This is a genomic window from Olleya sp. UBA1516 (assembly GCF_002323495.1).
Lineage (GTDB): Bacteria > Bacteroidota > Bacteroidia > Flavobacteriales > Flavobacteriaceae > Olleya.
Genome location: NZ_DCQO01000020.1, coordinates 1027 through 24996, shown reverse-complemented (window position 1 = coordinate 24996; position 23970 = coordinate 1027). Strand labels below are relative to the sequence as shown.

The window sequence follows — 23970 nt, the reverse complement described above, 5'->3', positions numbered from 1 at the left end:
TTTAATGGCACATCTTAAAAAAGGAAGTAAAAAACTGCTTAATGCTTGGGCATTTTATGATTGGGCAAATTCAGTGTATACCTTAACTATAGCATCGTCAATATTTCCAATATTTTACTCAGCGCTTTTTGTCTCTCAAGTAGAAAAAACGGTTCCTGCTTTTGGAATGGTTTTTAAAAGCACAGCATTAATAACATATGTAACAGCTTTTACATTTTTAGTAGTAGCTTTTACATCTCCTATATTATCTGGTATTGCAGACTACGTAGGTAACAAGAAAAATTTCATGAAGTTTTTTTGTTATTTAGGAGGTTTAGGTTGTATTGGTTTATACTGGTTTAGTATAGAGTCCATTCATATTAGTTTGTTGTTTTATTTTATGGGTTTAATTGGTTATTGGGGAAGTTTGGTGTTTTACAATTCTTACTTACCAGATATTGCATTTCCAGAACAACAAGACAGTATAAGTGCTAAAGGTTTTAGCTTAGGTTACGTTGGAAGCGTTTTGTTATTACTAGTAAATCTAGCTATGGTAATGACACAAGAGACAGGTGAGGCTAAATTGCAAATGATGCGCTATTCTTTTGTTATGGTTGGTGTATGGTGGATTGGGTTTAGTCAATATTCATTTTATATATTACCAAAAGGAGTTAAAACAGGTGAAAAGGTAACAAGAGCGATAGTACTTAATGGTTTAAAAGAATTAAAATTAGTATGGATTCAACTAAAACAAAACTTAAGATTAAAACGCTACTTAGCAGCCTTTTTTGTGTTTAGTATGGCAGTACAAACCATTATGTTAGTCGCTGTGTATTTTGGAGAAGAAGAAATTGCTTGGGGAAACTCTGATGCTAAAACACAAGGATTAATAGTTAGTATTTTAGTAATACAATTGGTAGCTATATTAGGTGCTTTTTTAACGTCAAAAGCATCCGAAAAATTCGGTAACATTAAAACGCTTATAATCGTTAATTTTATATGGATGGCGTTATGTTTTTATGCTTATTTTATGGTTACACCTTTTCAATTTTACATAGCAGCTGGTTGTGTAGGATTGGTAATGGGAGGCGTGCAAAGTTTAGCACGATCTACATACTCTAAATTTTTACCAGAAACAGAGGATACTACATCGTATTTTAGTTTTTTTGATGTTGCAGAAAAAATTGGTATTGTTATAGGAATGGTGATTTTTGCAACTATAGATCAATTAACAGGTAGTATGCGAAATGCTATATTGTTTTTGTTTGTATTCTTTTTAGTAGGTATCTTTTTGCTGTTTAGAGTGCCAAAACAAGGTGAGTTAAATTAATTTTATTATGTTTATAATCTAAAATATTAAAAATGAAAAAAATATTACTACCATTATTATCTTTAGCTTTTGTGTTTTTAAGTTGTGAAAACGAACCATTAGAGGGTTTTGAATTAGATGCTGCAGGTGGTAGCACAGGAGGCGGAAGTGTTGGAGGAGGTGAAGTTATTATAGGAGAACCTGGAGGAGAGACTACAGGCGACTATTGGCCTATGGCAGAAGGTAACAAATGGACTTACGACTACAGTGTGGATGGTGTTGCTGAAGAAGATTCTGTAATGGAAATTTCTAATCAAGAGGACTATTTAGGTTTTCCTTCATATTTATATAGCTCATTTTTTCAAAATTCTACAAGTACAGATGGATCAACAACTGGAGATGTAGAGTTAAACTCATATTCTAGTAAAAATGGTGGAGATTATCACTTTAGTGTAGCAAGTACTAATATTAATGTTGGTGGTTTTATTGAGATTTCTCAGTCAGCTTATGGATTTATAATGTTAAAAGACTATTTAAATGTAGGCGAAAGTTGGACTAATACATATACAATTACAACAACTACTGAAGTTTTGATTGAAGATTTACCTGAAGTGCCTACTACTAATTTAAACGTAATTTATACTAGCCAAATCATGGAAAAAGATAGTACTGTTGAGGTCAATGGTACAAGTTATAGTCCAGTAATTAAAGTTAAAGCGACAACTACCTACCAATTAGCAGGAACTCCTGATAGCTCTGCTGAGTATTTTTACTACTTTGCTAAAGATGTTGGGTTAATCAAATATGAAGGAAGTGTTTATGATGCAGACGATAATATTACCTCAAATGTTTTAGGAGAATTAAACGATGTTATTTTAAACTAAGATTTTTATTTAAATAAAAAAAGCCACAATTCTAAAACTAGAATTGTGGCTTTTTTAATAGCTAAGTTTTGTATTAATTACTAATATCTCCAGATCCAGTAACTTTTTTGTCTACTTTACTTGGACTACCTTTATATTCAATATCTCCAGAGCCTGTTACTCTTGCTTTGATAGCTTCTTTAGCATAAACAACAACATCACCAGATCCAGTTACTTTAGCTTCTGTAAAGTCAGCCATTAAGCGTCCACCATGAAAATCTCCAGAGCCTGTCACACTTGCATTTAAATTAGTTGTTTGACCAGTTAATGTCAAATCTCCAGAACCTGTGACATTTGCATCAACGTTAGTTGATTGTATATCTAAAGTAATATCTCCAGAACCTGATACTTTAGCTTCAAAATTTTTAGAAACTATGGTTGCATTAGACGTAACATCACCAGAGCCTGAAAGTGATACTTTGTCAATATCTTTAAACGGAATGGTGATCTTGATAGTTTTATTTCCGCTAGGTTTTAAATTAATATTATTTTCTGTTTTAACTATTAATCCGTTACCTTCAACTTCGGTTAAAATATAATCTAAAAGGTTTTCTTCACCTTCAATAGTAATTGTACCTTCTTCACCTTCAACTAATTCAAATTCCATCCAACCTGCAAGTCTAATTGCATCATAATCTGATGTTGTTCTAGTTATTGTAGTAAGGTTTCCGTTTCCTTTAATTGTTTTTCCTTTTCCCCATTGCGCATTACAAGATGTAAATACTAAAAGTGTTAAGGTTAATGCTAATGTTTGTTTAAATGTTTTCATGATGATTGATTTTGTTAAATTATTATTTTTTATCAAAGGTTACGCTTCCGTACTCTGAGTTTATTTTTATTAGGTTCCCTGAATTACTCTTATTGTGATATCCAGAATAGTATTTATCAGAATGCTTGATACTTTTGGTGTTAATCTCAAAGTCATCTTCGCCAGTCAAACTTCCGTATTCTAATTTTATATCAAAATCAAAAGCGTATTCTGGATCAATACCTATTTTTATACCAACATAATCAGATTCAATATTTATATCTCCAGCATTTTTTGTCATTTTTCCAATTTTAATAGAACCGTAATCTGCATTTAAAGTCACGTTTTTATACACGTCACCTAATACTACTGTAAGGTAGTCTCCATTACCAGAAATGCTATTTAATTTATTAACACGTAAGCTTCCGTAATCACAGTTATAATTTACGTTTTCGGCTATTTCTATTAACGACTTTGTATAGTCCGCAACAATGGTTAAGTCTTTAGTTTTTGCAACTGTAAATCCACTATAGTCAGCATTAATTTTTCCACTTTTGATATATTCAAAGTAACTATTGTTGGTGTAATCAAAATTGATAACATTATTATCTGCTAACAACTCTTTGGTTGTAATTTTACCATAATCACAACTTATTTCTGCATGACCTTCAAGTGTTCCTAAAGTTATATTACCATAATCGTTACTTAAGTCTACATGGTTTGTAATGGGCATTTTAACAACGTAATTTATTTTCATATTAACATCGTTGTTATTAGACCAATTCCACCAAGAGCTTTTCTTCTTTTTGCCAATTAAAGTCTCGGCAGAAACGTAATTGGATGTACCAGAAAATTCGACATCAATTTCATCTAATCTAGATTGTACTTCATCCAAGTCATTACCGTTGGTAGTTATTTTGACTTCTATAGCAATAGTATTACCTGTCCAAGTTACAATATCCAAGTTACCATATTTATTATCTATTTTCAAGGTTGCGTTTTTGGTAACAGTATATTCTTTTTTCAGAGTTTTTTGCTTAGTATGCTTACCATCTAAATCACCATTATTAGATAGGGAAACTATAGGTATTAAAAGGCAAAGGGATAATTTATATAGTAGTTTCATAATTGTTTTGTTTTAATGTTTTAAGCGCTTCAATTTGTAAAAGTGTGCTTTGTAACACGTCTATTCTGTTTTGAAAGTTGGTAATCATCGCATAAATGACACGTTGGTCCTCGCCACTTTCTGTTAGGTTTAATTTTAAGTTTTTGTATTCTAATTCAAGCCTATCTAACCTTAATAAAGCATCATTTACTAGTTTTTGTGTCTCAGGGCTTTTTTCTGTTTTAAGTTTGTTTAACTCAAAAGCAATAGTATTAGAAAAAAAGTTTTGCGTTTCTGCTAATTCTGGAGAGATACTGGCTAAATCCTTTTGGGTAGTATCTGGTTTAATATTAAGTACAATACTTAAAATTAACACAACAGATGCTGCTACTGCCAATAAAGGCTTCCAATAATTAGTTTTACGACTAGCTAATTTAGTTTCTGTTTTATTTAGTTTGTCAATAAAACGCTGTTGATGTCCCAAATTAGGGACTTCAATATCAAATTGACTATCTAAATTTTCAAATAATTGTTCTATATTATCTTTCATCACAATTAATTTAATTGTTCTAATTTTTTTCTTAAACTCTCTTTTGCTCTAGAGACTGTTGTTCTGCAATTAGCATAACTAATTTGCATGACTTCACTAATTTCTTCGTAATCATAACCCTCAATAAGATTTAAGGTTAATGCAATTCTGTAATTAGATTTTAGAGTATTTAAAGTGTCTAAAATTTGTTTTGCTTTAACAGAAGTAAACTCGATTGTTGTATCAACGCCTTGATGGTCTTCAATTTTATATAATACATCGTCCAGAGCTACGTCTTCATTTTTTTTATTTTTATTAAAAGCATGTATGCTATTATTAACAACAATACGTTTTAACCAAGCACTAAATGTGCTTATTTCTTTAAGTGTATTCAGCTTAGTAAATGCAGTCAAAAATGATTCTTGCATAATGTCTTCAGCTTCAAAACTATTATTCACAATTCTAAATGACGTATTATACATTGCCTTGTAATACCTGTTGTAAATCTCCAATTGTGCTAATTGGTTACCAGATAGGCAAAGCATTATAAGCGCTTCAATATTGTGTTTGGTTAGTGTCAAAAAATGGTTTGTTTTATATAAAGAGGAAAGTTAAAACACTTTGTTACACTTTTTTTAAAAAAAATATTTTTATTTTTTATTATTGATTATAACAAGATAGTATTAAACTTTTTGCGATTTAGAGTAGCATCTTAAAGTATGGCACATTAATTGAAATTTTATAATTGAAAATATGCTGTTACTTATTGTTAACTATAAGTTTATCAGTGTAATAGTAAAAATTTAATTTGTAATTTTAAAACACAATAGCTTAAATGAAACGATTACAGTGACATTTTGGCTTACATATATCTATGAAAAAATCTAACTTTATATCGCTTGACAGTTTGTCATTACAAGATTTTGATGAAAATTCAGAATTAATCCCTTTAATGACGCCAGAAGATGAAGAAAAAATAGCAAAAGAGGAATTGCCAGAAACACTTCCAATTTTGTCATTACGTAACACAGTATTGTTTCCAGGTGTTGTAATACCTATTACTGCAGGACGCGATAAATCTATTAAATTAATTAACGACGCTAATAAAGGCGGTAAGGTCATTGGTGTTGTTTCTCAAATAGATGAAGATGTAGAAGACCCTAAGGCAGAGGATTTACATCAAATTGGTACTGTAGCTAGAATTTTAAAAGTTTTAAAAATGCCTGATGGTAACACAACAGTTATTATACAAGGTAAAAAACGATTTGAGATTGATACTGTTATAACAGAAGAGCCTTACATTAAAGCAACTGTTAAGGAGGTACCACAAGCAAAACCTGCAGCAAAAAACAAAGAGTTTGCAGCAATAATTGAATCTATTAAAGAGTTAGCTGTACAAATCATCAAGGATAGTCCAAATATACCAACAGAGGCGACGTTTGCTATTAAAAATATAGAAAGTGATTCGTTTTTAATCAATTTTGTATCGTCTAACATGAATTTGGATGTAGATGAAAAACAGGCGCTTCTAGAAATGAATCACCTGAAGGATCGTGCTCTAGAAACATTACGTTATATGAACGTCGAGTTTCAAAAGCTAGAACTTAAAAATGACATTCAATCTAAAGTACAAAGTGATTTAAATCAACAACAACGTGAATACTTTTTAAATCAGCAACTAAAAACGATTCAAGAAGAGCTTGGTGGTGGTAATGCTGAGGAGATTGAAGACATGAAAAAGCGTGCTAAATCTAAAAAATGGGATGAAAAAGTCGGAAAACATTTTGATAAAGAGTTAGCAAAAATGCAACGTATGAATCCTCAGGTTGCTGAGTATTCTATACAACGCAATTATTTGGACCTATTTTTAGATTTACCATGGAGTAAGTTTAGTAAAGATAAATTTGATTTAAAGCGTGCCGAAAAAATATTAAATCGTGATCATTATGGTTTAGATGATGTCAAACAACGTATCATCGAGCACTTAGCAGTGTTAAAATTACGTAATGACATGAAGTCGCCAATCTTATGTTTATATGGTCCTCCAGGAGTTGGTAAAACATCATTGGGTAAATCTGTAGCAGAAGCACTAGGTCGCGAATATGTGCGTATGAGTTTAGGTGGTTTGCGTGACGAAGCAGAAATACGTGGACATCGTAAGACTTATATTGGAGCTATGCCAGGACGAATTTTGCAAAGTCTTAAAAAAGCAGGTACCTCTAATCCAGTTTTTGTACTAGACGAAATTGATAAATTATCCAACTCTCATCAAGGAGATCCGTCTTCTGCATTATTAGAAGTTTTAGATCCAGAACAAAATGCCGAGTTCCATGATAACTTCTTAGAGATGGGTTACGACTTATCTAAAGTTATGTTTATAGCAACTACTAATAGTTTAAATACTATTCAGCCTGCTTTAAGAGACCGTATGGAAATTATCAATGTTACAGGTTATACAATTGAGGAAAAGGTAGAAATTGCTAAAAGACACCTATTACCAAAACAATTAAAGGAACACGGTTTAGAAGATAAACACATTAAAATAGGTAAACCGCAACTAGAAAAAATAGTAGAAGGTTATACTAGAGAATCTGGTGTACGTGGTTTAGAAAAGCAAATTGCAAAAATGGTGCGTTATGCAGCTAAAAATATTGCAATGGAAGAAGAATATAATATCAAGATTTCTAACGATGATATAGTAGAAATATTAGGTGGTCCAAAATTAGAACGTGATAAATACGAAAACAATAATGTTGCTGGTGTTGTTACAGGTTTAGCTTGGACAAGAGTAGGTGGAGATATTTTATTTATTGAATCTATTTTATCTAAAGGAAAAGGTGCATTAAATATTACCGGAAACTTAGGTAAGGTAATGAAGGAATCGTCTACCATTGCTATGGAGTTTATCAAGGCTCACGCTGAAGAGTTAAATATTAACCCTGAGGTATTTGAAAAATATAATGTGCACATCCACGTACCAGAAGGAGCAACACCTAAAGATGGACCAAGCGCAGGAGTTACCATGCTAACGTCATTAGTCTCTTTATTTACACAACGTAAAGTAAAGAAAAGCTTAGCAATGACTGGTGAGATTACATTGCGTGGTAAAGTATTACCAGTTGGAGGTATTAAAGAAAAAATACTAGCTGCTAAGCGTGCAAGAATAAAAGAGATTTTATTATGTGAAGACAATAGAAGAGATATAGAAGAAATTAAACCAGAATATTTAAAAGGTCTAACGTTTCACTATGTGTCAGATATGTTGGATGTTATTAAAATTGCAGTGACAAATCAAAAGGTAAGTAATGCTAAAAAATTATAAGACATCAAGTCTTTTTAAAAGGTTGTTCTTTATTGTAGTTATACTAAATTCAGCAATAGCTTCAGCTCAAGATCAAAACTTGGTTAATGTTATACTGGATGGTAAACCTGCAGTTTTAAACACCAAAACTGGAATTACCCAGTTTGTTGATGATAATTCAGACAATCATCAAGAGGTAGTAAATGGTGATACGGATTTAGTAACAACTCATATTGTAGAACAAGGAGATACACTATACGCCATATCTAATAAATATGGCGTAAGTATTTCACATATTAAAGCAATTAATAACTTAAGTACTAACCTGATATCAATAAATCAAAGGTTAAAAATAGGTTATGCTAATTCAGCTAAAGTAAAAGTTAGTAATGTGTGGATTGTAAAAAAAGGCGATACATTGTATAGTATTTCTCAAAAAACAGAAGTGCCAATTTCAAAAATTCAAAGCCTTAATAATATAAAGGATAATATAATAATTGTAGGAAAAACACTATTTTTAAGATAGTTTGAATCAATAGTTTATATTTGTTAAAATTAATTTAATTTATAATGAAAAAATTACTATTTATTCTAACCTTATTAACTGTTACTATTGGTTTTTCTCAAGACATTGAAGAAGAGTTTTTACCTATTGAAGTAGAAGGTAAGGAAGCCTTTATGTCTACTAAGACAGGTGAGTATGTGTTTAGATCACATGCAGACACAAATCCTGAAGAATTGACAACGACTTCAAGTGGTGTTGTTTATAAGGATATATCCTATCATACAGTTGTAAAAGGAGAGACATTATCTGCAATTTCTAAAAAGCACAATTTAAGTGTAGATCAAATTGTAAATGATAATAAGTTAGCAAATAATGCATTAAGCTTAGGACAAAAGGTTAAAATTGTAAAACGTATTTTAGTACCATCCAGTAGTCCTGTAATAAGTTATGTAGGCGAAGAGCGAATAATAGCTAGATTGCCAGTAGGAGAATCTCCTGCAACATTACCACCACCTCCAGTACCAACACAAACCAATAAAGTAGCAATGCCTGCTCCAAAAAACACCAGCTATTCTAAGCCTAACATAGTGCCTTTAGTTGTGGAAGAAGATGTGATAATACAAGAAGAAGATTCTGCAGAAGTAATTGCAGCAAAAAAACAATTAGAAGAAGCTAAAAAACAATTAGAGTTAGCTAGACAAAAAGCTATTTTAAAAGAAGAAGCTAACGTTAAATTAGAAGAAACTAAATCGGTTTTTAAAGATGAAGAGCTCGTTACTGAAAATGAAAACACTAAACTTGAAACAGAGGAAGTTGTTTTGGAAGATAAAGTAGAGGCAACCATTGATACCGAAGTGTTAGATAATAATACTTTAAATACTACTGAAGAAGCTGATAAAACACCTGAATATCATGTTGTTGTAAAAGGAGATAACTTGTATAATTTATCTAAAAGGTATAATACAACGGTTGAAAACTTAAGTAAGTTAAATGATATTCAATTCAACAATTTAAAGATTGGACAAAGGTTAAAATTGAAGTAAAAAAATAAATCTACAATAACTACGTTTTAATGTAGATTTATTTACTTTGCAAACTATGTTTAAGAAAAAGATTGTCCCACTTTTAATTTTATTTTCTAGTACTATTTGCTTTGCGCAATTAGGTGGACAATCAACATATCAATTTTTAAATTTAGTCTCATCACCACGTCAAGCAGCATTAGGAGGAAAGGTCTTAACTAATATAGATTACGACGTCACTCAAGGTTTGTACAACCCAAGTGCAATAAATCCAGAAATGGATAATCAATTTTCTTTAAATTTCAGTAACTATTTGGGTGGTATTACTTATGGTACTGCTGCTTATGCTTACACTTGGGACAGACGCACACAAACATTACATGCTGGAATGACCTATATTAATTATGGTGATTTTGATGGTTATGATGAAAATGGAGTTGCAACAGGTACATTTACTGGTACAGAAGCAGCTTTGTCGTTAGGATACGCTTTACAAATAGGGTATTCAGATTTTTATTTTGGCGGAAATATAAAATTTATCACATCAAGTTTAGAACAATACAGCTCTTTTGGTATAGCTACAGATTTAGGTTTAATGTATGTTGACGAAAAATTAGAGTTTCAAGCAGCATTAGTAGTCAGAAACTTAGGTACACAAATCACAACTTACGCAGGACAACGCGAAAGTTTGCCATTAGATATTACATTAGGATTGTCTCAGACGTTAGAAAATGTCCCATTGCGTTGGCACTTAACTTTTGAAAACTTACAACAGTGGCCAATTGGAGAAGCTAATCCTGCTAGAGTTACTACAGATTTAGAAGGTAATCAAACACAAGAAAAAGTAGGGTTTATTAATAATGTCATGCGTCACACTATTATAGGAGCCGAGTTATTTCCTGATAAAGGCTTTAATATAAGATTAGGTTATAATTTTAGACGTGCAGAAGAACTTAGAATTGTAGACCAACGTAATTTTTCTGGATTGTCTGCAGGTTTTGGTCTTAAAATTAATAAGTTACGTTTTAGTTATACACATGCTAAATATACAGCAGCAAGTAACGCAAATTTCTTTGGGTTAAATATAGATTTACAGTAAGTCTAAATAATAAGTTTTTCTAGGCTGTAACTATAAATCATTACTTTAATCATCTTTAAATGTTCAAAAATTAATGTTTATTTTTGAATTCTAAAAATAAAAATAAGTGCAAAAAATCACCATAGCAATAGACGGTTTTTCATCAACTGGTAAAAGTACAGTAGCTAAGCAATTGGCCAAACATTTAGGATATGTGTATGTAGATACAGGAGCTATGTATAGAGCAGTAACTTTATTTACCATGCAAAATGGATGGATTGATAAAAATCATTTTGACGTCTTAAGTCTAGTTTCTAATTTGGATAAAGTAACTATAAGTTTTAAGTTTAATTCAGAATTAGGTTTTGCAGAGGTGTATTTAAATGGTGTAAATATTGAGCGCGAAATTAGAACATTAGAAGTTTCCAGTTTTGTTAGTCAAGTATCTACTATTCCAGAAGTAAGATATCAGTTAGTGAAGCAGCAACAAAAAATGGGTAAGGATAAAGGTGTTGTTATGGATGGTCGCGATATTGGTACAGTTGTGTTTCCGTATGCAGAGTTAAAATTATTTATGACAGCATCTGCGGACAAACGTGCAACAAGACGTTATAACGAGTTAATTAATAGAGGAGACGATGTACAATATAACGACGTGTTACGTAATGTGCAAGAGCGTGATTATATAGACTCTAATAGAGAGGATTCACCTTTAGTTAAAGCAGATGATGCTATAGAAATTGACAACTCTGATTTATCGTTAACAGAGCAATTTGACACGATATTAAATTTAGTTACGCAAACACTAGATAAAATAGAATCTTAAATTTTAATCATAAAAAAAGCGAATTGTTAGCTTTCGCTGAAACAATTCGCTTACATAGTTTGCTATTAAACTCCTACAAATTTGGAATTTTTAACTCTTGATCTGGGTGGATTACATCAGGATTATTTAATATATCCTTGTTAGCTTCAAAAATAGCAGTATACTTTCCTGCATTACCATAATAATGTTTAGCAATTTTTCCTAAAGTATCACCACCTTTTACAGTGTGTCTTGCGTAAACAGACTCGTCAGCAACTTCGATATTTGCTAAAATGTCAGTAGGACTATCTCCACCAGCAGCTTTAATAGCGTCCCACATTAGATTTTTTTCATATTGTGTAGCAGCTGTTCCTTTAACTTTTAATACACCATTCTCCTCAGTAACGTTTCCGTTAGCGATGTTTAATTTTTCTCCTAAATCAAGTACACTTTGATATTTTGCTTTTACAGCCATAATTAATTTGTTTTTAAATGTTATTCTTTCTTAAAGATAGTAATTATATTAAGACATTTCTTAAGGAAAATAGTATTTCAAATATTCTTAGTTAAAGTGTATTAAATATCCGATAAAGTGAAATTTTTGATAGAAAATTATAATTTATAGAGTATTGATAGTCAGCTAATTATTATTTTTATAATAGTATTTGGCAATATTGTCAAAAAGTAGTATTTTTGCACACCTTTTTAGCGCACTCAAGAAAGATGAAAAGGAATCAAACAATTTTATTTATAACACTTCTGTGTGTTAGCGCCTAAATCTTCTAAACATAACAGAATACAAAACATAGTGTATTTATATTTCAGCGAAAGCGAAACGTACACTATTAAAATTTTTTAAATGGCTGAAAAAGCAAAACAAGCGGAAGTAGAAGCTCAAGTAGCAGACACAAAAAATGCTCCAGTAGTATCTGAAGCACAAGCAAACCCTGAAAAATTCTTAGCAGAATTTAACTGGCACAACTACCAAGAAGGTATTGATGAGGTTGAAGATTCTCAATTAAAAGAATTTGAAAAATTAGTATCAGAAAATTTCGTAGATACTTTAGATGATGAGGTTGTTGAAGGAACAGTAGTACACATGACAGATCGTGATGCTATTATTGATATCAACGCTAAGTCTGAAGGAGTTATTTCTTTAAACGAATTTAGATACAATCCAGACTTAAAAGTAGGAGACAAAGTAGAAGTATTAATTGATGTACGTGAAGACGCAACAGGACAATTAGTATTATCTCACAGAAAAGCTCGTGTAATTAAGGCTTGGGACAGAGTAATCAAAGCTAACGAAACTGGAGAAATCGTTAACGGTTTTGTTAAATGTCGTACTAAAGGTGGTATGATTGTAGATGTTTTTGGTATCGAAGCATTCTTACCAGGATCTCAAATTGACGTTAAGCCAATTAGAGATTACGATCAGTACGTAAACAAAACTATGGAATTTAAAGTTGTTAAAATCAACCACGAATTTAAAAACGTAGTAGTGTCTCATAAAGCTTTAATTGAAGCTGATATTGAAGAGCAGAAGAAAGAAATCATTGGTCAACTAGAAAAAGGACAAGTATTAGAAGGTGTTGTTAAAAACATTACTTCTTATGGTGTGTTTATTGATCTTGGTGGTGTTGATGGTTTAGTTCACATTACAGATTTATCTTGGTCTCGTATCAACCATCCAAATGAGATTGTTGAGTTAGATCAAAAATTAAATGTTGTAATCTTAGACTTTGATGAAGATAAGTCTAGAATCCAATTAGGTCTTAAGCAATTATCTAAACACCCATGGGATGCTTTAGGAGAAAATGTTGCTGTAGGTGATAAAGTTAAAGGTAAAGTTGTTGTAATCGCTGATTATGGTGCATTTATCGAAGTTGCAGAAGGTGTTGAAGGTTTAGTACACGTGTCAGAAATGTCATGGTCTACTCACTTACGTTCTGCTAACGACTTTGTAAAAGTTGGAGACGAAATTGATGCGGTTATCTTAACTTTAGATAGAGAAGATCGTAAAATGTCATTAGGTATCAAGCAATTATCTGCAGATCCTTGGACTGACATTACAACTAAATACCCAGTAGGTTCTAAGCACACAGGTATTGTACGTAACTTTACTAACTTTGGAGTTTTTGTTGAATTAGAAGAAGGTATTGATGGATTAATTTACATCTCTGACTTATCTTGGACTAAGAAAATCAAACACCCATCTGAGTTCTGTAACGTAGGAGACAAATTAGATGTAGTAGTATTAGAGTTAGATGTTGAAGGACGTAAATTATCTTTAGGTCATAAACAAACAACTGAGAATCCTTGGGATAAATATGAAACTGAATTTGCTTTAGATACAACTCATACTGCAGAAATTGCTGATGTTGTAGATAAAGGAGCTACAATTGAATTTAACGAAGATATCGTTGCTTTTGTACCATCTCGTCACCTTGAAAAAGAAGACGGTAAGATGTTGAAAAAAGGTGATACTGCTGAATTTAAAATCATTGAATTTAATAAAGAATTCAAACGTGTTGTAGCATCTCATACTGCTATCTTTAAAGCTGAAGAAATGGCTAACGTAAAAGCTGCTGTTAAGAAAGCTGCTGATCAAGCTGCCGAGTCTAAACCAACTTTAGGTGATGCAAACGAAGCTTTACAAGCATTAAAAGATAAAATGGACGGGAAAAAATAATTTCCTCTTTTTATTATAAATTTAAAAGCCTCTCAGAAATGAGAGGCTTTTTTTATTGTATCAATCCCTAGCAATTTATACTGCTAATTACGAGGTTTTAATTAGTTATAGCCTTATTAACTAGTTGCATCTATTATATATAAGTTGAGTAATATAATTTCCTTTTTCATTTAAAATCAGCAATTTATACTGTAAGAATATTATGTCAGAAATTATCATATTATGGCTATAGTTGTTAAAATTACGGTCATTTCATCGATAACATTTTGATAAACAGCATAATTTATTTAATTTAATGTTGAATCAAATTTTTCGTATTGCAATACATTGATTTATTTTTTAAGTGTTTTTAGTTTCCCTAAACTGATTGTTAGCTTAATATTAATTTAAATCTTTTTATTATGAAAAATTATTACTATTAGTGTTAGTAGTAGGATTTATTACTGCACATGCGCAAACAGGAAATACTGAGGCTGAAGCCATTCCTGTGAACGGTTCAAATCTAAGCGTTAATCTTATTAACTTTACTTCGGCAACAGCATCATCAGTACCTTATAGTTGTTCTGGACCTTTTAATGAGGACGTTTTTTATAAGCATCCCATTAATTCAGGTGCTAATAAGTTAACTATAGGTATGTTTAGTTTGGGGTTAAGTGTTTTATCTCAATTTGATTACCAAATACTATTAGCTCCAGGAGGAGATACGTCTAATTTACAAGAAGTAGTTTGTAGCAATTACAATGTTTTAATACTTGCTAACGGAAGTTTTACTTTTGTAATTGATAATTTTGATCCAAACGATGTGTATTACCTAAGGGTCAACACACCTCAAGGTCTTTTAGCACCTTTATTATCAAGTTTATTATCTACAACCACAGTAACGATGTATAGCGAATATGATGCTACTTTAAGTATAGCTACAGAAGAGGTTAAAGAGTATAAAATTATTAATAAACCAAACCATTTACAGATAGTAACAGATAAAGATTTTGAATCTTATCAAATATACAGTTTAGATGGTAAGCAGGTAAAAACAGTTAATAGTCTAGATCAACTAGATACAATAGATATTTCTACATTAAATACAGGAGTATATGTTTTACTGTTGGAGGATAATACTTCAAAATATCACCACAAATTTATAAAAAGTTAGAGGCTATATATTTTAAATTTATAAAAGGAGTTTTAGAAATAAGACTCCTTTTTTATGCTAAAACAAAAAACAACTTTCTTGTTATCATAATTTACTTTACATTTGTTTACCAAACCCGTTTGGAACACTATGAGTCAAAAAGTGCTACTTAATGCAACAGAAGTCAATATCATCTTACATAGATTGGCTTGCCAACTCATTGAAAAACATAACGATTTTTCTAATACTGTATTAATAGGTATTCAGCCTAGAGGTAAATATCTTGCAAATAGGATAGCTTCTTTATTAAAAGAAGAATATAAAATCAAAAATCTGCAATTAGGTCATTTGGATATTACATTTTATAGAGATGATTTTAGAAGAAGTGATAAACCTTTGGAAGCAAGTACCACAGAAATTAATGTACAAGTAGAAGATAAAAAAATTGTGTTTATTGATGATGTATTATACACAGGTCGTAGTATTAGATCAGCTTTAACAGCAATACAATCGTTTGGTAGACCTAAAGAGATTGAATTGCTAACACTTATTGATAGACGTTTTAGCAGACACTTACCAATACAACCAGATTACAGAGGTAGACAGGTAGATGCCATTAATAATGAAAAAGTCAAAGTTAATTGGGTTGAAAATGAAGGAGAAGACACAGTATATCTAATAAATAATTAAAGTTATGAGCGAATTAAGTGTCAATCACTTATTAGGAATTAAATATCTTAACAAACAAGATATTGAGCTTATTTTTAAAACAGCAGACCACTTTAAAGAAGTGATTAATCGTCCGATTAAAAAAGTACCTTCGCTTCGTGATATTACAATAGCCAATTTATTTTTTGAAAATTCTACAAGAACTAAATTGTCTTTTGAGTTAGCAGAAAAACGTTTATCTGCAGATGTGATAAATTTTTCAGCCTCGCAATCATCAGTCAAAAAAGGAGAAACATTAATAGATACTGTAAACAACATATTATCCATGAAAGTGGATATGGTAGTTATGCGTCATCCTAATCCAGGAGCAGGCGTTTTTTTATCTAAACACGTTAATGCAAGTATCATAAATGCAGGAGATGGAGCGCATGAGCATCCTACACAAGCCTTATTAGATAGTTATTCTATTAGAGAGCGATTGGGTAGTGTAAAAGGTAAAAACGTCGTTATAGTTGGTGACATATTACACAGTCGTGTGGCATTATCTAATATTTACGCTTTAAAACTGCAAGGTGCCAATGTAATGGTGTGTGGTCCTAAAACATTACTACCAAAGCATATTGATAAATTAGGCGTAAAAGTAGAGACAGATTTACGCAAAGCTCTTAATTGGTGTGATGTAGCCAATATGTTACGTGTGCAAAACGAAAGAATGGATATTAGTTATTTTCCATCTACTAGAGAGTATACACAACAATTTGGTGTCAACAAAGCATTATTGGATAGCTTAGATAAAGAGATAACTATTATGCATCCTGGACCAATAAATCGAGGAGTGGAGATTACCAGCGACGTCGCAGACTCAAAACAAGCCATAATTTTAGATCAAGTGCAAAACGGAGTTGCTGTTAGAATGGCAGTAATATACCTTTTAGCATCCAAAATAAAACAATAGTTATGATTATAGATCAAAATGAAAATTTAACTATTATAACCCAAGAAAATGCTTCGGTTATTGAATTAGTAAAAAAAATAGAAACCCTTTATCCAAAATTTAAAAACAATAATTTAATTATTAATTTAAATACTATCAAACCAATTTCTTTAGAAGAAATTATCGAGTTTTTAAGATTATCCAATCAACATCGCGCTGCAAAACATTCTTTTGTAATCGTAAACGAAGGAATCAATACTGACAAAACTCCAGAAGAAATTGTCATTGTTCCTACATTGCAAGAAGCTAAAGATATTATTGAAATGGAAGATATGGAACGCGATTTAGGGTTCTAATACGTGTGTTTTTCACTTTACTAAAAGTAATAAACTACCAATCAATAATTAAACATAATGAAATTAAATATCTTAGGTTGCTATAGTGCAACACCACGTACTTTTACCAATCCAACCGCTCAAGTTTTAGAAATAAACAATCATCTTTTTATGATAGATTGCGGAGAAGGTACACAAGTGCAGTTACGTAGGCATAAGATTAAATTTAATAGGATTAAGCATATTTTTATTTCGCATTTACATGGCGATCATTTTTTTGGTTTGATTGGATTAATTTCAACCTTTAGACTATTGGGACGCGAAGCAGACTTGCACATACACGCACCAAAAGGCTTAAAGGAAGTTATTACACTTCAAATGAAATTAGCCAACTCATGGACTAATTACAATCTTTATTTTCATGAATTAAATAGCAAGTCGTCTGAGTTAATTTTTGAAGATGATAAGGTCGAAGTTCATACAATTCCGTTAGATCATCGTGTTTATACTAATGGATTTCTTTTTAAAGAAAAAGTAGGAGATCGTAAATTAGATATGAATGCAGTATTAAATAATAATATTGATGTTGCCTATTACAGAAAGTTAAAGCAAGGCTTTGATGTTGTTAACGAAGATGGACATTTAATTAAAAACGATACCGTTACACTACCACCAAATAAAGCTAAAAGTTACGCATTTTGTAGTGATACAGCCTACAACGAAGCAATTATACCTATAATTGATAAGGTGGATGTGTTATACCACGAGTCCACTTTTTTAGATCAACATTTAAAGTTAGCTAAACCTACTAAGCACAGCACAGCAAAACAAGCAGCTAGTATCGCTAAACAAGCTAATGTTGGTCAATTAATACTAGGACATTACTCGACCAGGTACGAGGACTTAAATCAATTTAAAATAGAAGCTCAAACCATCTTTGATAATGTCATGTTAGGAGATGATGGTAAAGTTTTTGAATTTTAAAATTGGCTTTACTCCATTGTTTTAACCATCTAAACTTGTACTTAATTTTTAAATGTTTTGACATATTAAAAAATAAGTTGATGTCTTTACAAGCTAAAAAAAATAATTTAATCTCTTAAATTTACAGTAAAAATTCAGTTATGGAAAAAGACTTAAGTAATTATAGAAAATCTTACGAAAAAGGAGCACTATTATTAGAAGATACTCCGGAAAATCCGATTGAGCTTTTTAGATCTTGGTTTAATGAAGTCGATAATTTTTTTCCGCAAGATGAAACTAATGCCATGACTATATCTACCATTGGTACAGACGGTTTTCCTAAAAGTAGAGTAGTGTTACTTAAAAAATTCACTTATGAAGGTTTTATATTTTATACAAACTATGAGAGTGAAAAAGGTAAAGCTATCCAACATAACCCTAATGTTTGTCTTTCATTTTTTTGGCATGGAGCAGAACGTCAAATTATAATTAAAGGACAAACAGAAAAAATTGCTGCAAATTTAAGCGATGGTTATTTTGAGTCACGACCAAGAGGTAGTCAATTAGGAGCAATAGTATCTAAACAAAGTAGTGTAGTGGCTAGTAGGCAAGTGTTAGAGGATGATTTAAAAAGATTAGAGGAAGAATATCAAAATAAAGACATACAACGACCTGAATATTGGGGAGGTTATATAGTTAAGCCTGTTTCAATGGAGTTTTGGCAAGGTAGACCTAATAGATTGCATGATCGCGTAGTTTACACCTTAGATATGGATTTCAACTGGGTAAAAAATCGTTTATGTCCATAAAATAATCGCTGAAATACATATAAATTGTGTATTTCATCGACAAAACGCATAGTACTTCGTTAAAAAGCATGTTTTTCATCGATTTTAACATTTCTTTAACAGTTTAATAGACTAAGCTGTTATATTTTTGGAGTCCCAGATAACCTTAACTCCTTAAAAAATGAGAAGAATTACTAGCCTACTTATTGTTTTTTGCATTGCAATTTCTTTAACATCCTGTTCTACAGATACAATGGATGAAACTTTTGAAGACTCTAGCGTTTTAGTTATTCCTGATGCTAAACCTATTGAAATTGAAATTTTAGAATTAATTAATCAACACAGGATTAGTCTTGGTTTAAATACTCTAGACAATCTTAATATTATTAAGGGTCAAGCATTTTCTCATACTGATTATATGGTTAATATTAATGAAGTAAACCACGATAATTTTTATAGCAGAAAAAACTATTTAGTAAATAATGCAAACGCTTTAAAAGTTTCAGAAAACGTTGCTTATGGTTTTTCAAGTGCAAGTTCAGTAGTAAACGCTTGGTTGAATAGTGATGGACATAAAAGGACTATTGAAGGTGATTTTACAGATTTTGATATATCTGCAGAGTTAGATGAAAACAACAAATGGTACTTTACAAATATTTTTGTAAAGAAATAAAAACTAGTAAACATATATAAAAAGGCCTTTCTAAATTAGAAAGGCTTTTTTTATATATAGTGATTAGTAATTTTTAATTTAGTTAGTTTATTACAATAATCTTCTATGTCATCGCTTTTATAAAGTTAATGTACTTAGCTCAATAATACTTTTAATAATAGGCTTAAAAGTTCTACGCAGTAGCATGGGTTTTAACTATCATAGCTTTGTTTGTTTTCAAGATTAATTTTATTAATTAAAATGTGAGTCTAACTTTTTACTGAAATTTTATGTTTAGGTATATAATCAGAAACTGTTTACTACAAGACTTTTAATACTTAACTTTATTAAATTAATAATTAAAGAGTGTAATATATATTAAAATTTACTTGACGTTACTAAAAGGTGATAACCACGTATTTTAATTTAGAACTAATAATTAGTAACATAAAAAAAAGCCTTTCTAATTTAGAAAGGCTTTTTTTTTATTTATACTGATTGGTAATTATAAACTTAGATCGTCTATTAAACTCATGTTCTTCATCAGAGCATTTAACTCCGTTGGTACATTTGTTAAGTATTTGTGACTCTCCATAACCAATAGCACTTTGTATACGATCGTTTTCAATACCTCTAGAGTACAAGTAATCTCTTGTTGATTTAGCACGTCTATCTGATAGCTTAAGGTTATAAGCATCACGACCACGACTGTCTGTATGAGACTCTATTTTAATAATCATCCTTGGATGCTCTCTCATTACTGCAACAATATTTTCTAATTCGTATGCAGCATCAGATCTTATAAATGACTTATCATAATCAAAGTAAATAGGATTGATTACAATTTCATTATCGATAATTAATGGTTTTAAATATAAATCAATTTCAGTATTTTCTCCGTTAACTGGAGTTGTAGTAAATTCTTTGGTATCAGGTCTATACACAACACGTTCTGCCATAACAGTAAATGTTTTATCACAATCTACTTCTTTAAATTCATACTTACCATCGTTTTCTGTAAAATAAGTATCTAGGACTTTACCATTAGCATCCAATATCACAACTCTAACTTTATCTAAAGGTTCTTTAGTTAAATCGTCATAAGCAATTCCAGAAACAGTTTGATTACATTGGTATTTACCAAAAGCATAAATATCATCTCCACCTTGACCACCTTCTCGATTAGAAGACAAGTAACCTGTTTGAGTTTCGTTGTCAATAAAAAAACAGAAGTCATCGTATGGACTATTAAATGGTGCACCTAAGTTTTTAATGTAAACTTGAGTGGTATCATTTTTTTTAATTTTTAATAAGTTACTTTCAAAAATATCAAGTAAACCAAGGTTTAAGTTTGCATCACTAGAAAAATACAGTGTAGAATCCTTGGCTACAAATGGAAACTTTTCATTCCCTTCAGTATTTATTTCAGGACCTAAATTAACAGGTGTGCCATAGCTACCATCATTTTTAATTGCTACTTTATACAAATCAGTTTGTCCAAATCCACCATCCATATCAGACACAAAATATAGTGTTTTGTTATCCGGACTCAGCGCAGGAGCTCCACATGAATACGAATCTTTATTAAAAGGTAATTCGGTTACATTAGTCCAGGTACTTCCAGATAATGTTGCTTTGTATATTTTTAAAAAAGAAGTCCCTTCTTTAGAGTACTTTCTTTTTTCTTTTTTATTTACATTGTTTCTAGTAAAGTACATAGTTTTACCATCGTTAGTAATAGTTACTAACCCTTCATGGTCATCTTTTGTATTTACCGTAGCGTTTAGTTTTTTTGAATCGTTAAAAGATTTAATAGCATTTTCAATTTTTATATCAGCTTCAAAAATATTTAAGAAAGGTTCGTTATTCCAATCGTATAATTCATTTTCATCTGTGATAGAATCTTTAACCCAAGTAGAGTAGTAGTATAACTTATCTTTAAACTCATAACCTCCAAAATCTGAATATCTGGTATTAATAGGAAGGTTTTCAAGTTCGACATATACCTTCTCTGTATTAATTAATTGATTGTAGTTTTCAATATTAAAGTTGTCAATATTTTTAATACGATTATCCTTTTTGTTTTTATTATTAAACGTTCTTAAATAGTCGTTTGCTAATTCGTATTTTTTTTGACTTCTTAAAGTTTGTACATATTTATATATGTATTCAGTATCGATAGAAGGATATTTGTTTATGGCTTTATTATACCAAAATTCTGCTTTTTCAAGCTTACTAATATTGAAATAGCAGTCACCAATTCTTTTCAATATATGCTCTGTACTATCTTCTTTTTTTATTGCTTCCTTATATAGCTCTGCAGCTTTTTCGTAAGAAAAATCTCTAAAAAAGTTATCTGCAACTTTAGTTTGTGCAACAGCTTGTTGTACAAATAAAAATAAAACTAGATATGCGGTTATTTTCATTTTCATTTTAAAAATATCTTGGTGATTTAACACGTTTTGTAGGTTTAAAGACTTCAAACATTAGTAATATTTCATGCGTTCCTCCAGTGTATGGTCTTAGATCTGTTATATAATGCTCATAGGCATAACCAATTCTCATTTGAGGTGATACCTGAAAATCTGCCAACGCACCAATAGTTGATGTATCTCTATTATATCTATAACTTCCACCAATCCAAAACTTTTCGTCAAATAGTAAATGTGCACTTAGGTCAAATGATACAGGAGCACCATTTGTTAATTTAACTAATGCAGATGGTTTAAGTTTTGTAGATTCATTTAATTCAAATACATAACCAGCAGTCAAATAATATCCAACACGCTCTAAAGCGATGTAGTCTACTTCTGGATCTAAAGCACTTTCGTTATAATCTGTATTCAATATTCTTGGGGCAGATAAACCAACGTACCATTTGTTTTGATGTAAATAAGCACCAACACCAACATTTGGATTCCATCTGTTTGTAAAATTACTAAAGAAAGGGTCTATTGCTACAGTTGGATCATCTAGAAAACCTTCTTGATCTAGGTTATAATGAGTAAATCCAGCTTTTAAACCAAATGCCAATTTTGTTTTTTCTGAAAGCTCAATAGTGTAAGAAAAATCACCATAGGCATAAACAAAATTTTCGTAACCTAACTCGTCATTAATAATAGATAGTCCTAAACCTATTTTTTCATTTTTTAATGGCGCATGTACAGAAACCGTTGATGTTGTCGGAGCACCAGCTAATCCAACCCATTGACTTCTATGTAGACCAACCACACTAATAGTTTCTCTACTTCCAGCGTATGCTGGATTTATTGAAATAGTATTAAACATGTATTGCGAAAATTGGGGCAACTGTTGTGCTAATAGTTGTGCTGAACTACATATAAACACTAGAGCAATACTGAATATATTTATTTTTTTCATTTATAATCGTTATTTAGTTCCTAAATAAAGAGGACCAGCTAATGGTTTAATACCACTATCTTTTATATCTATTACGTAATAATATGTTCCGTTTGGTAACCTTCCTGCAGATCCTACTGAACCGCTTGGGCTTTGACCATTCCAATTGTTTTGGTAATCTCTAGATTCGTAAACAATATCTCCAAATCGGTTAAAGATTTTTATGTCGATAATAAATCCACATTCTTCAACACCACCTACAGTGAAAAATTCGTTATAAGCATCACCATTTGGTGTTACAGCTTTAGAAATCTTTAAATCATCTTCACCACATGGTAAAACGGTACAATCATCATGAATTGTTATTGTTAATTCGAAAGTATTTAAACAACCGTTATTTAAAGTTGTGTAAGTGAATACATAATCACCAAGCTCAACTTCTAATGGATCAAAAATACCATCTATTATTGTAACACCTTCAGTAACTGCAACCCATTCTATCGTATTATCCGAAACTTCTGGTAAATAATCGTATAAATCAATTAAACCATCTTCGATACATTTTTCACCTTCTAAAGGAGTTGTAAAGTTTTCTGTTATCACATTAATTGTATGAGTAATCACATTTTCATTTCCGCAATCATCAGTAGCAGTCCATGTCCAAATGATATCATAAATCTCTTCTTCGCCAGTAAATGTAGTTGTTTCGTTAAATTCAATTGTCACTGGGTTTAAAGAACAAGTGTCTTCAAAGTCTAATTGTGGTACCTCTGGTACATTAGAACATATTACACTACTTGGTAAATCTAATGTACTTAATAATGCTGGACCAGTTGTGTCTTCTAGAGTAAGTGTAGCAGTTAACTGAGATGTGTTACCACAATCATCAGCTACAGTATAAGTAACAGTAATTGTACCACTAGCACCACAAGTTGACACTAAGTTAGCAAAGTCGTAATCCGACGTTACAGTATTAGTTGGATCAACATCACAAGTATCAGTACCACAAGATTGAAGCGCAGTCATGTTTTCTGCATTCCAAGCATCAGCTATTGTTTGGTTATCTGTTCCACCACATTCGATAGTTTCATCAATCACAGTACAAGCAGTTAAGTCAGGACCAGTTGTGTCTTCTAGAGTA

Annotated in this window: 23 protein-coding genes; 15 read left to right on the top strand and 8 right to left on the bottom strand. The window is 31.1% G+C overall.

From position 1 onward, the window contains the following. Positions 1-4 precede the first annotated feature (4 nt). Positions 5-1309: an MFS transporter gene (locus tag B2989_RS12450; RefSeq protein ID WP_145001534.1), complete on the top strand. Its 1305-nt coding sequence runs from the start codon at positions 5-7 to the stop codon at positions 1307-1309. Between the two features lie 32 nt (positions 1310-1341). Beyond that, a complete protein-coding gene (locus B2989_RS12445) occupies positions 1342-2172 on the top strand; it encodes a hypothetical protein (protein ID WP_292948913.1) in 831 nt (276 codons plus the stop codon). A 73-nt stretch (positions 2173-2245) separates the two neighbouring features. Here B2989_RS12445 and B2989_RS12440 read toward each other — a convergent pair whose 3' ends face one another. Genes B2989_RS12440 through B2989_RS12425 form a run of 4 tightly spaced genes read right to left on the bottom strand, consistent with a single transcriptional unit; the run spans position 2246 to position 5174 of the window. Beyond that, positions 2246-2980: a head GIN domain-containing protein gene (locus B2989_RS12440; RefSeq protein WP_145001536.1), complete on the bottom strand. Its 735-nt coding sequence runs from the start codon at positions 2978-2980 to the stop codon at positions 2246-2248. A gap of 22 nt (positions 2981-3002) precedes the next feature. Continuing rightward, positions 3003-4085, bottom strand: coding sequence for a hypothetical protein (locus B2989_RS12435; protein ID WP_292948911.1), 1083 nt, complete (start codon positions 4083-4085; stop codon positions 3003-3005). Further along, positions 4069-4614, bottom strand: coding sequence for a hypothetical protein (locus B2989_RS12430; protein ID WP_292948909.1), 546 nt, complete (start codon positions 4612-4614; stop codon positions 4069-4071). Before B2989_RS12430 ends, B2989_RS12435 begins: the two co-directional genes overlap by 17 nt. 5 nt (positions 4615-4619) lie before the next feature. After that, on the bottom strand, positions 4620-5174 hold the full coding sequence (locus tag B2989_RS12425; RefSeq protein ID WP_145001539.1) for an RNA polymerase sigma factor: 555 nt from the start codon (positions 5172-5174) through the stop codon (positions 4620-4622). Positions 5175-5467: 293 nt separating this feature from the next. On the opposite strand from B2989_RS12425, the gene lon reads away from it, so the two are divergent. The 5 genes from lon to cmk all read left to right on the top strand — a co-directional run bounded on the left by lon (position 5468) and on the right by cmk (position 11325). Continuing rightward, a complete protein-coding gene (lon, locus tag B2989_RS12420) occupies positions 5468-7915 on the top strand; it encodes an endopeptidase La (RefSeq protein ID WP_292948906.1) in 2448 nt (815 codons plus the stop codon). Then, a complete protein-coding gene (locus B2989_RS12415; RefSeq protein ID WP_292948904.1) occupies positions 7899-8420 on the top strand; it encodes a LysM peptidoglycan-binding domain-containing protein in 522 nt (173 codons plus the stop codon). The genes lon and B2989_RS12415 overlap by 17 nt, the downstream gene beginning before the upstream one ends. Before the next feature lie 44 nt (positions 8421-8464). Then, on the top strand, positions 8465-9442 hold the full coding sequence (locus tag B2989_RS12410) for a LysM peptidoglycan-binding domain-containing protein (RefSeq protein ID WP_292948902.1): 978 nt from the start codon (positions 8465-8467) through the stop codon (positions 9440-9442). 55 nt (positions 9443-9497) lie between these two features. Further along, positions 9498-10520: a type IX secretion system protein PorQ gene (gene porQ / locus B2989_RS12405; protein ID WP_145001543.1), complete on the top strand. Its 1023-nt coding sequence runs from the start codon at positions 9498-9500 to the stop codon at positions 10518-10520. Between the two features lie 106 nt (positions 10521-10626). Next, complete coding sequence (gene cmk, locus B2989_RS12400; protein ID WP_292948899.1) at positions 10627-11325, top strand: (d)CMP kinase; 699 nt, start codon at positions 10627-10629, stop codon at positions 11323-11325. A gap of 73 nt (positions 11326-11398) precedes the next feature. Here the strand turns inward: cmk and B2989_RS12395 are convergent, their stop codons facing one another. Then, positions 11399-11779, bottom strand: a complete 381-nt coding sequence (locus B2989_RS12395; RefSeq protein ID WP_145001545.1) for a LysM peptidoglycan-binding domain-containing protein — start codon at positions 11777-11779, stop codon at positions 11399-11401. Between the two features lie 384 nt (positions 11780-12163). Between B2989_RS12395 and rpsA the strand changes: the two genes are divergently transcribed. The 8 genes from rpsA to B2989_RS12355 all read left to right on the top strand — a co-directional run bounded on the left by rpsA (position 12164) and on the right by B2989_RS12355 (position 19490). Then, positions 12164-13996 carry a 30S ribosomal protein S1 gene (gene rpsA / locus B2989_RS12390; protein ID WP_145001546.1) on the top strand — a complete coding sequence of 611 codons (1833 nt, stop codon included), beginning with the start codon at positions 12164-12166 and terminating at the stop codon, positions 13994-13996. Positions 13997-14417: 421 nt separating this feature from the next. Further along, a complete protein-coding gene (locus tag B2989_RS12385) occupies positions 14418-15149 on the top strand; it encodes a T9SS type A sorting domain-containing protein (protein ID WP_292948893.1) in 732 nt (243 codons plus the stop codon). 129 nt (positions 15150-15278) lie between these two features. Then, entirely contained in the window at positions 15279-15818 is a 540-nt protein-coding gene (gene pyrR, locus B2989_RS12380; RefSeq protein ID WP_292948890.1) for a bifunctional pyr operon transcriptional regulator/uracil phosphoribosyltransferase PyrR, read from the top strand. A 4-nt stretch (positions 15819-15822) separates the two neighbouring features. Continuing rightward, positions 15823-16752, top strand: a complete 930-nt coding sequence (locus B2989_RS12375; RefSeq protein ID WP_292948887.1) for an aspartate carbamoyltransferase catalytic subunit — start codon at positions 15823-15825, stop codon at positions 16750-16752. A 2-nt stretch (positions 16753-16754) separates the two neighbouring features. Then, the gene (locus tag B2989_RS12370; protein ID WP_145001550.1) at positions 16755-17087 is read left to right on the top strand and encodes a ribonuclease Z; all 333 of its coding nucleotides are present in this window, start codon (positions 16755-16757) and stop codon (positions 17085-17087) included. Between the two features lie 57 nt (positions 17088-17144). Next, positions 17145-18050, top strand: a complete 906-nt coding sequence (locus B2989_RS12365; protein ID WP_292948883.1) for a ribonuclease Z — start codon at positions 17145-17147, stop codon at positions 18048-18050. A gap of 140 nt (positions 18051-18190) precedes the next feature. Then, positions 18191-18838, top strand: a complete 648-nt coding sequence (pdxH, locus tag B2989_RS12360) for a pyridoxamine 5'-phosphate oxidase (RefSeq protein WP_292948880.1) — start codon at positions 18191-18193, stop codon at positions 18836-18838. A 160-nt stretch (positions 18839-18998) separates the two neighbouring features. Further along, the gene (locus tag B2989_RS12355) at positions 18999-19490 is read left to right on the top strand and encodes a CAP domain-containing protein (RefSeq protein ID WP_292948877.1); all 492 of its coding nucleotides are present in this window, start codon (positions 18999-19001) and stop codon (positions 19488-19490) included. A 464-nt stretch (positions 19491-19954) separates the two neighbouring features. On the opposite strand, the gene B2989_RS12350 is transcribed toward B2989_RS12355, so the two are convergent. The 3 genes from B2989_RS12350 to B2989_RS12340 all read right to left on the bottom strand — a co-directional run. Beyond that, positions 19955-21895, bottom strand: a complete 1941-nt coding sequence (locus B2989_RS12350; RefSeq protein ID WP_292948873.1) for an OmpA family protein — start codon at positions 21893-21895, stop codon at positions 19955-19957. 7 nt (positions 21896-21902) lie between these two features. Further along, entirely contained in the window at positions 21903-22850 is a 948-nt protein-coding gene (locus tag B2989_RS12345; RefSeq protein ID WP_292948870.1) for a PorP/SprF family type IX secretion system membrane protein, read from the bottom strand. A 9-nt stretch (positions 22851-22859) separates the two neighbouring features. Then, a partial coding sequence (locus B2989_RS12340; protein ID WP_292948867.1) for a gliding motility-associated C-terminal domain-containing protein occupies positions 22860-23970 on the bottom strand: 1111 nt, incomplete at its 5' end.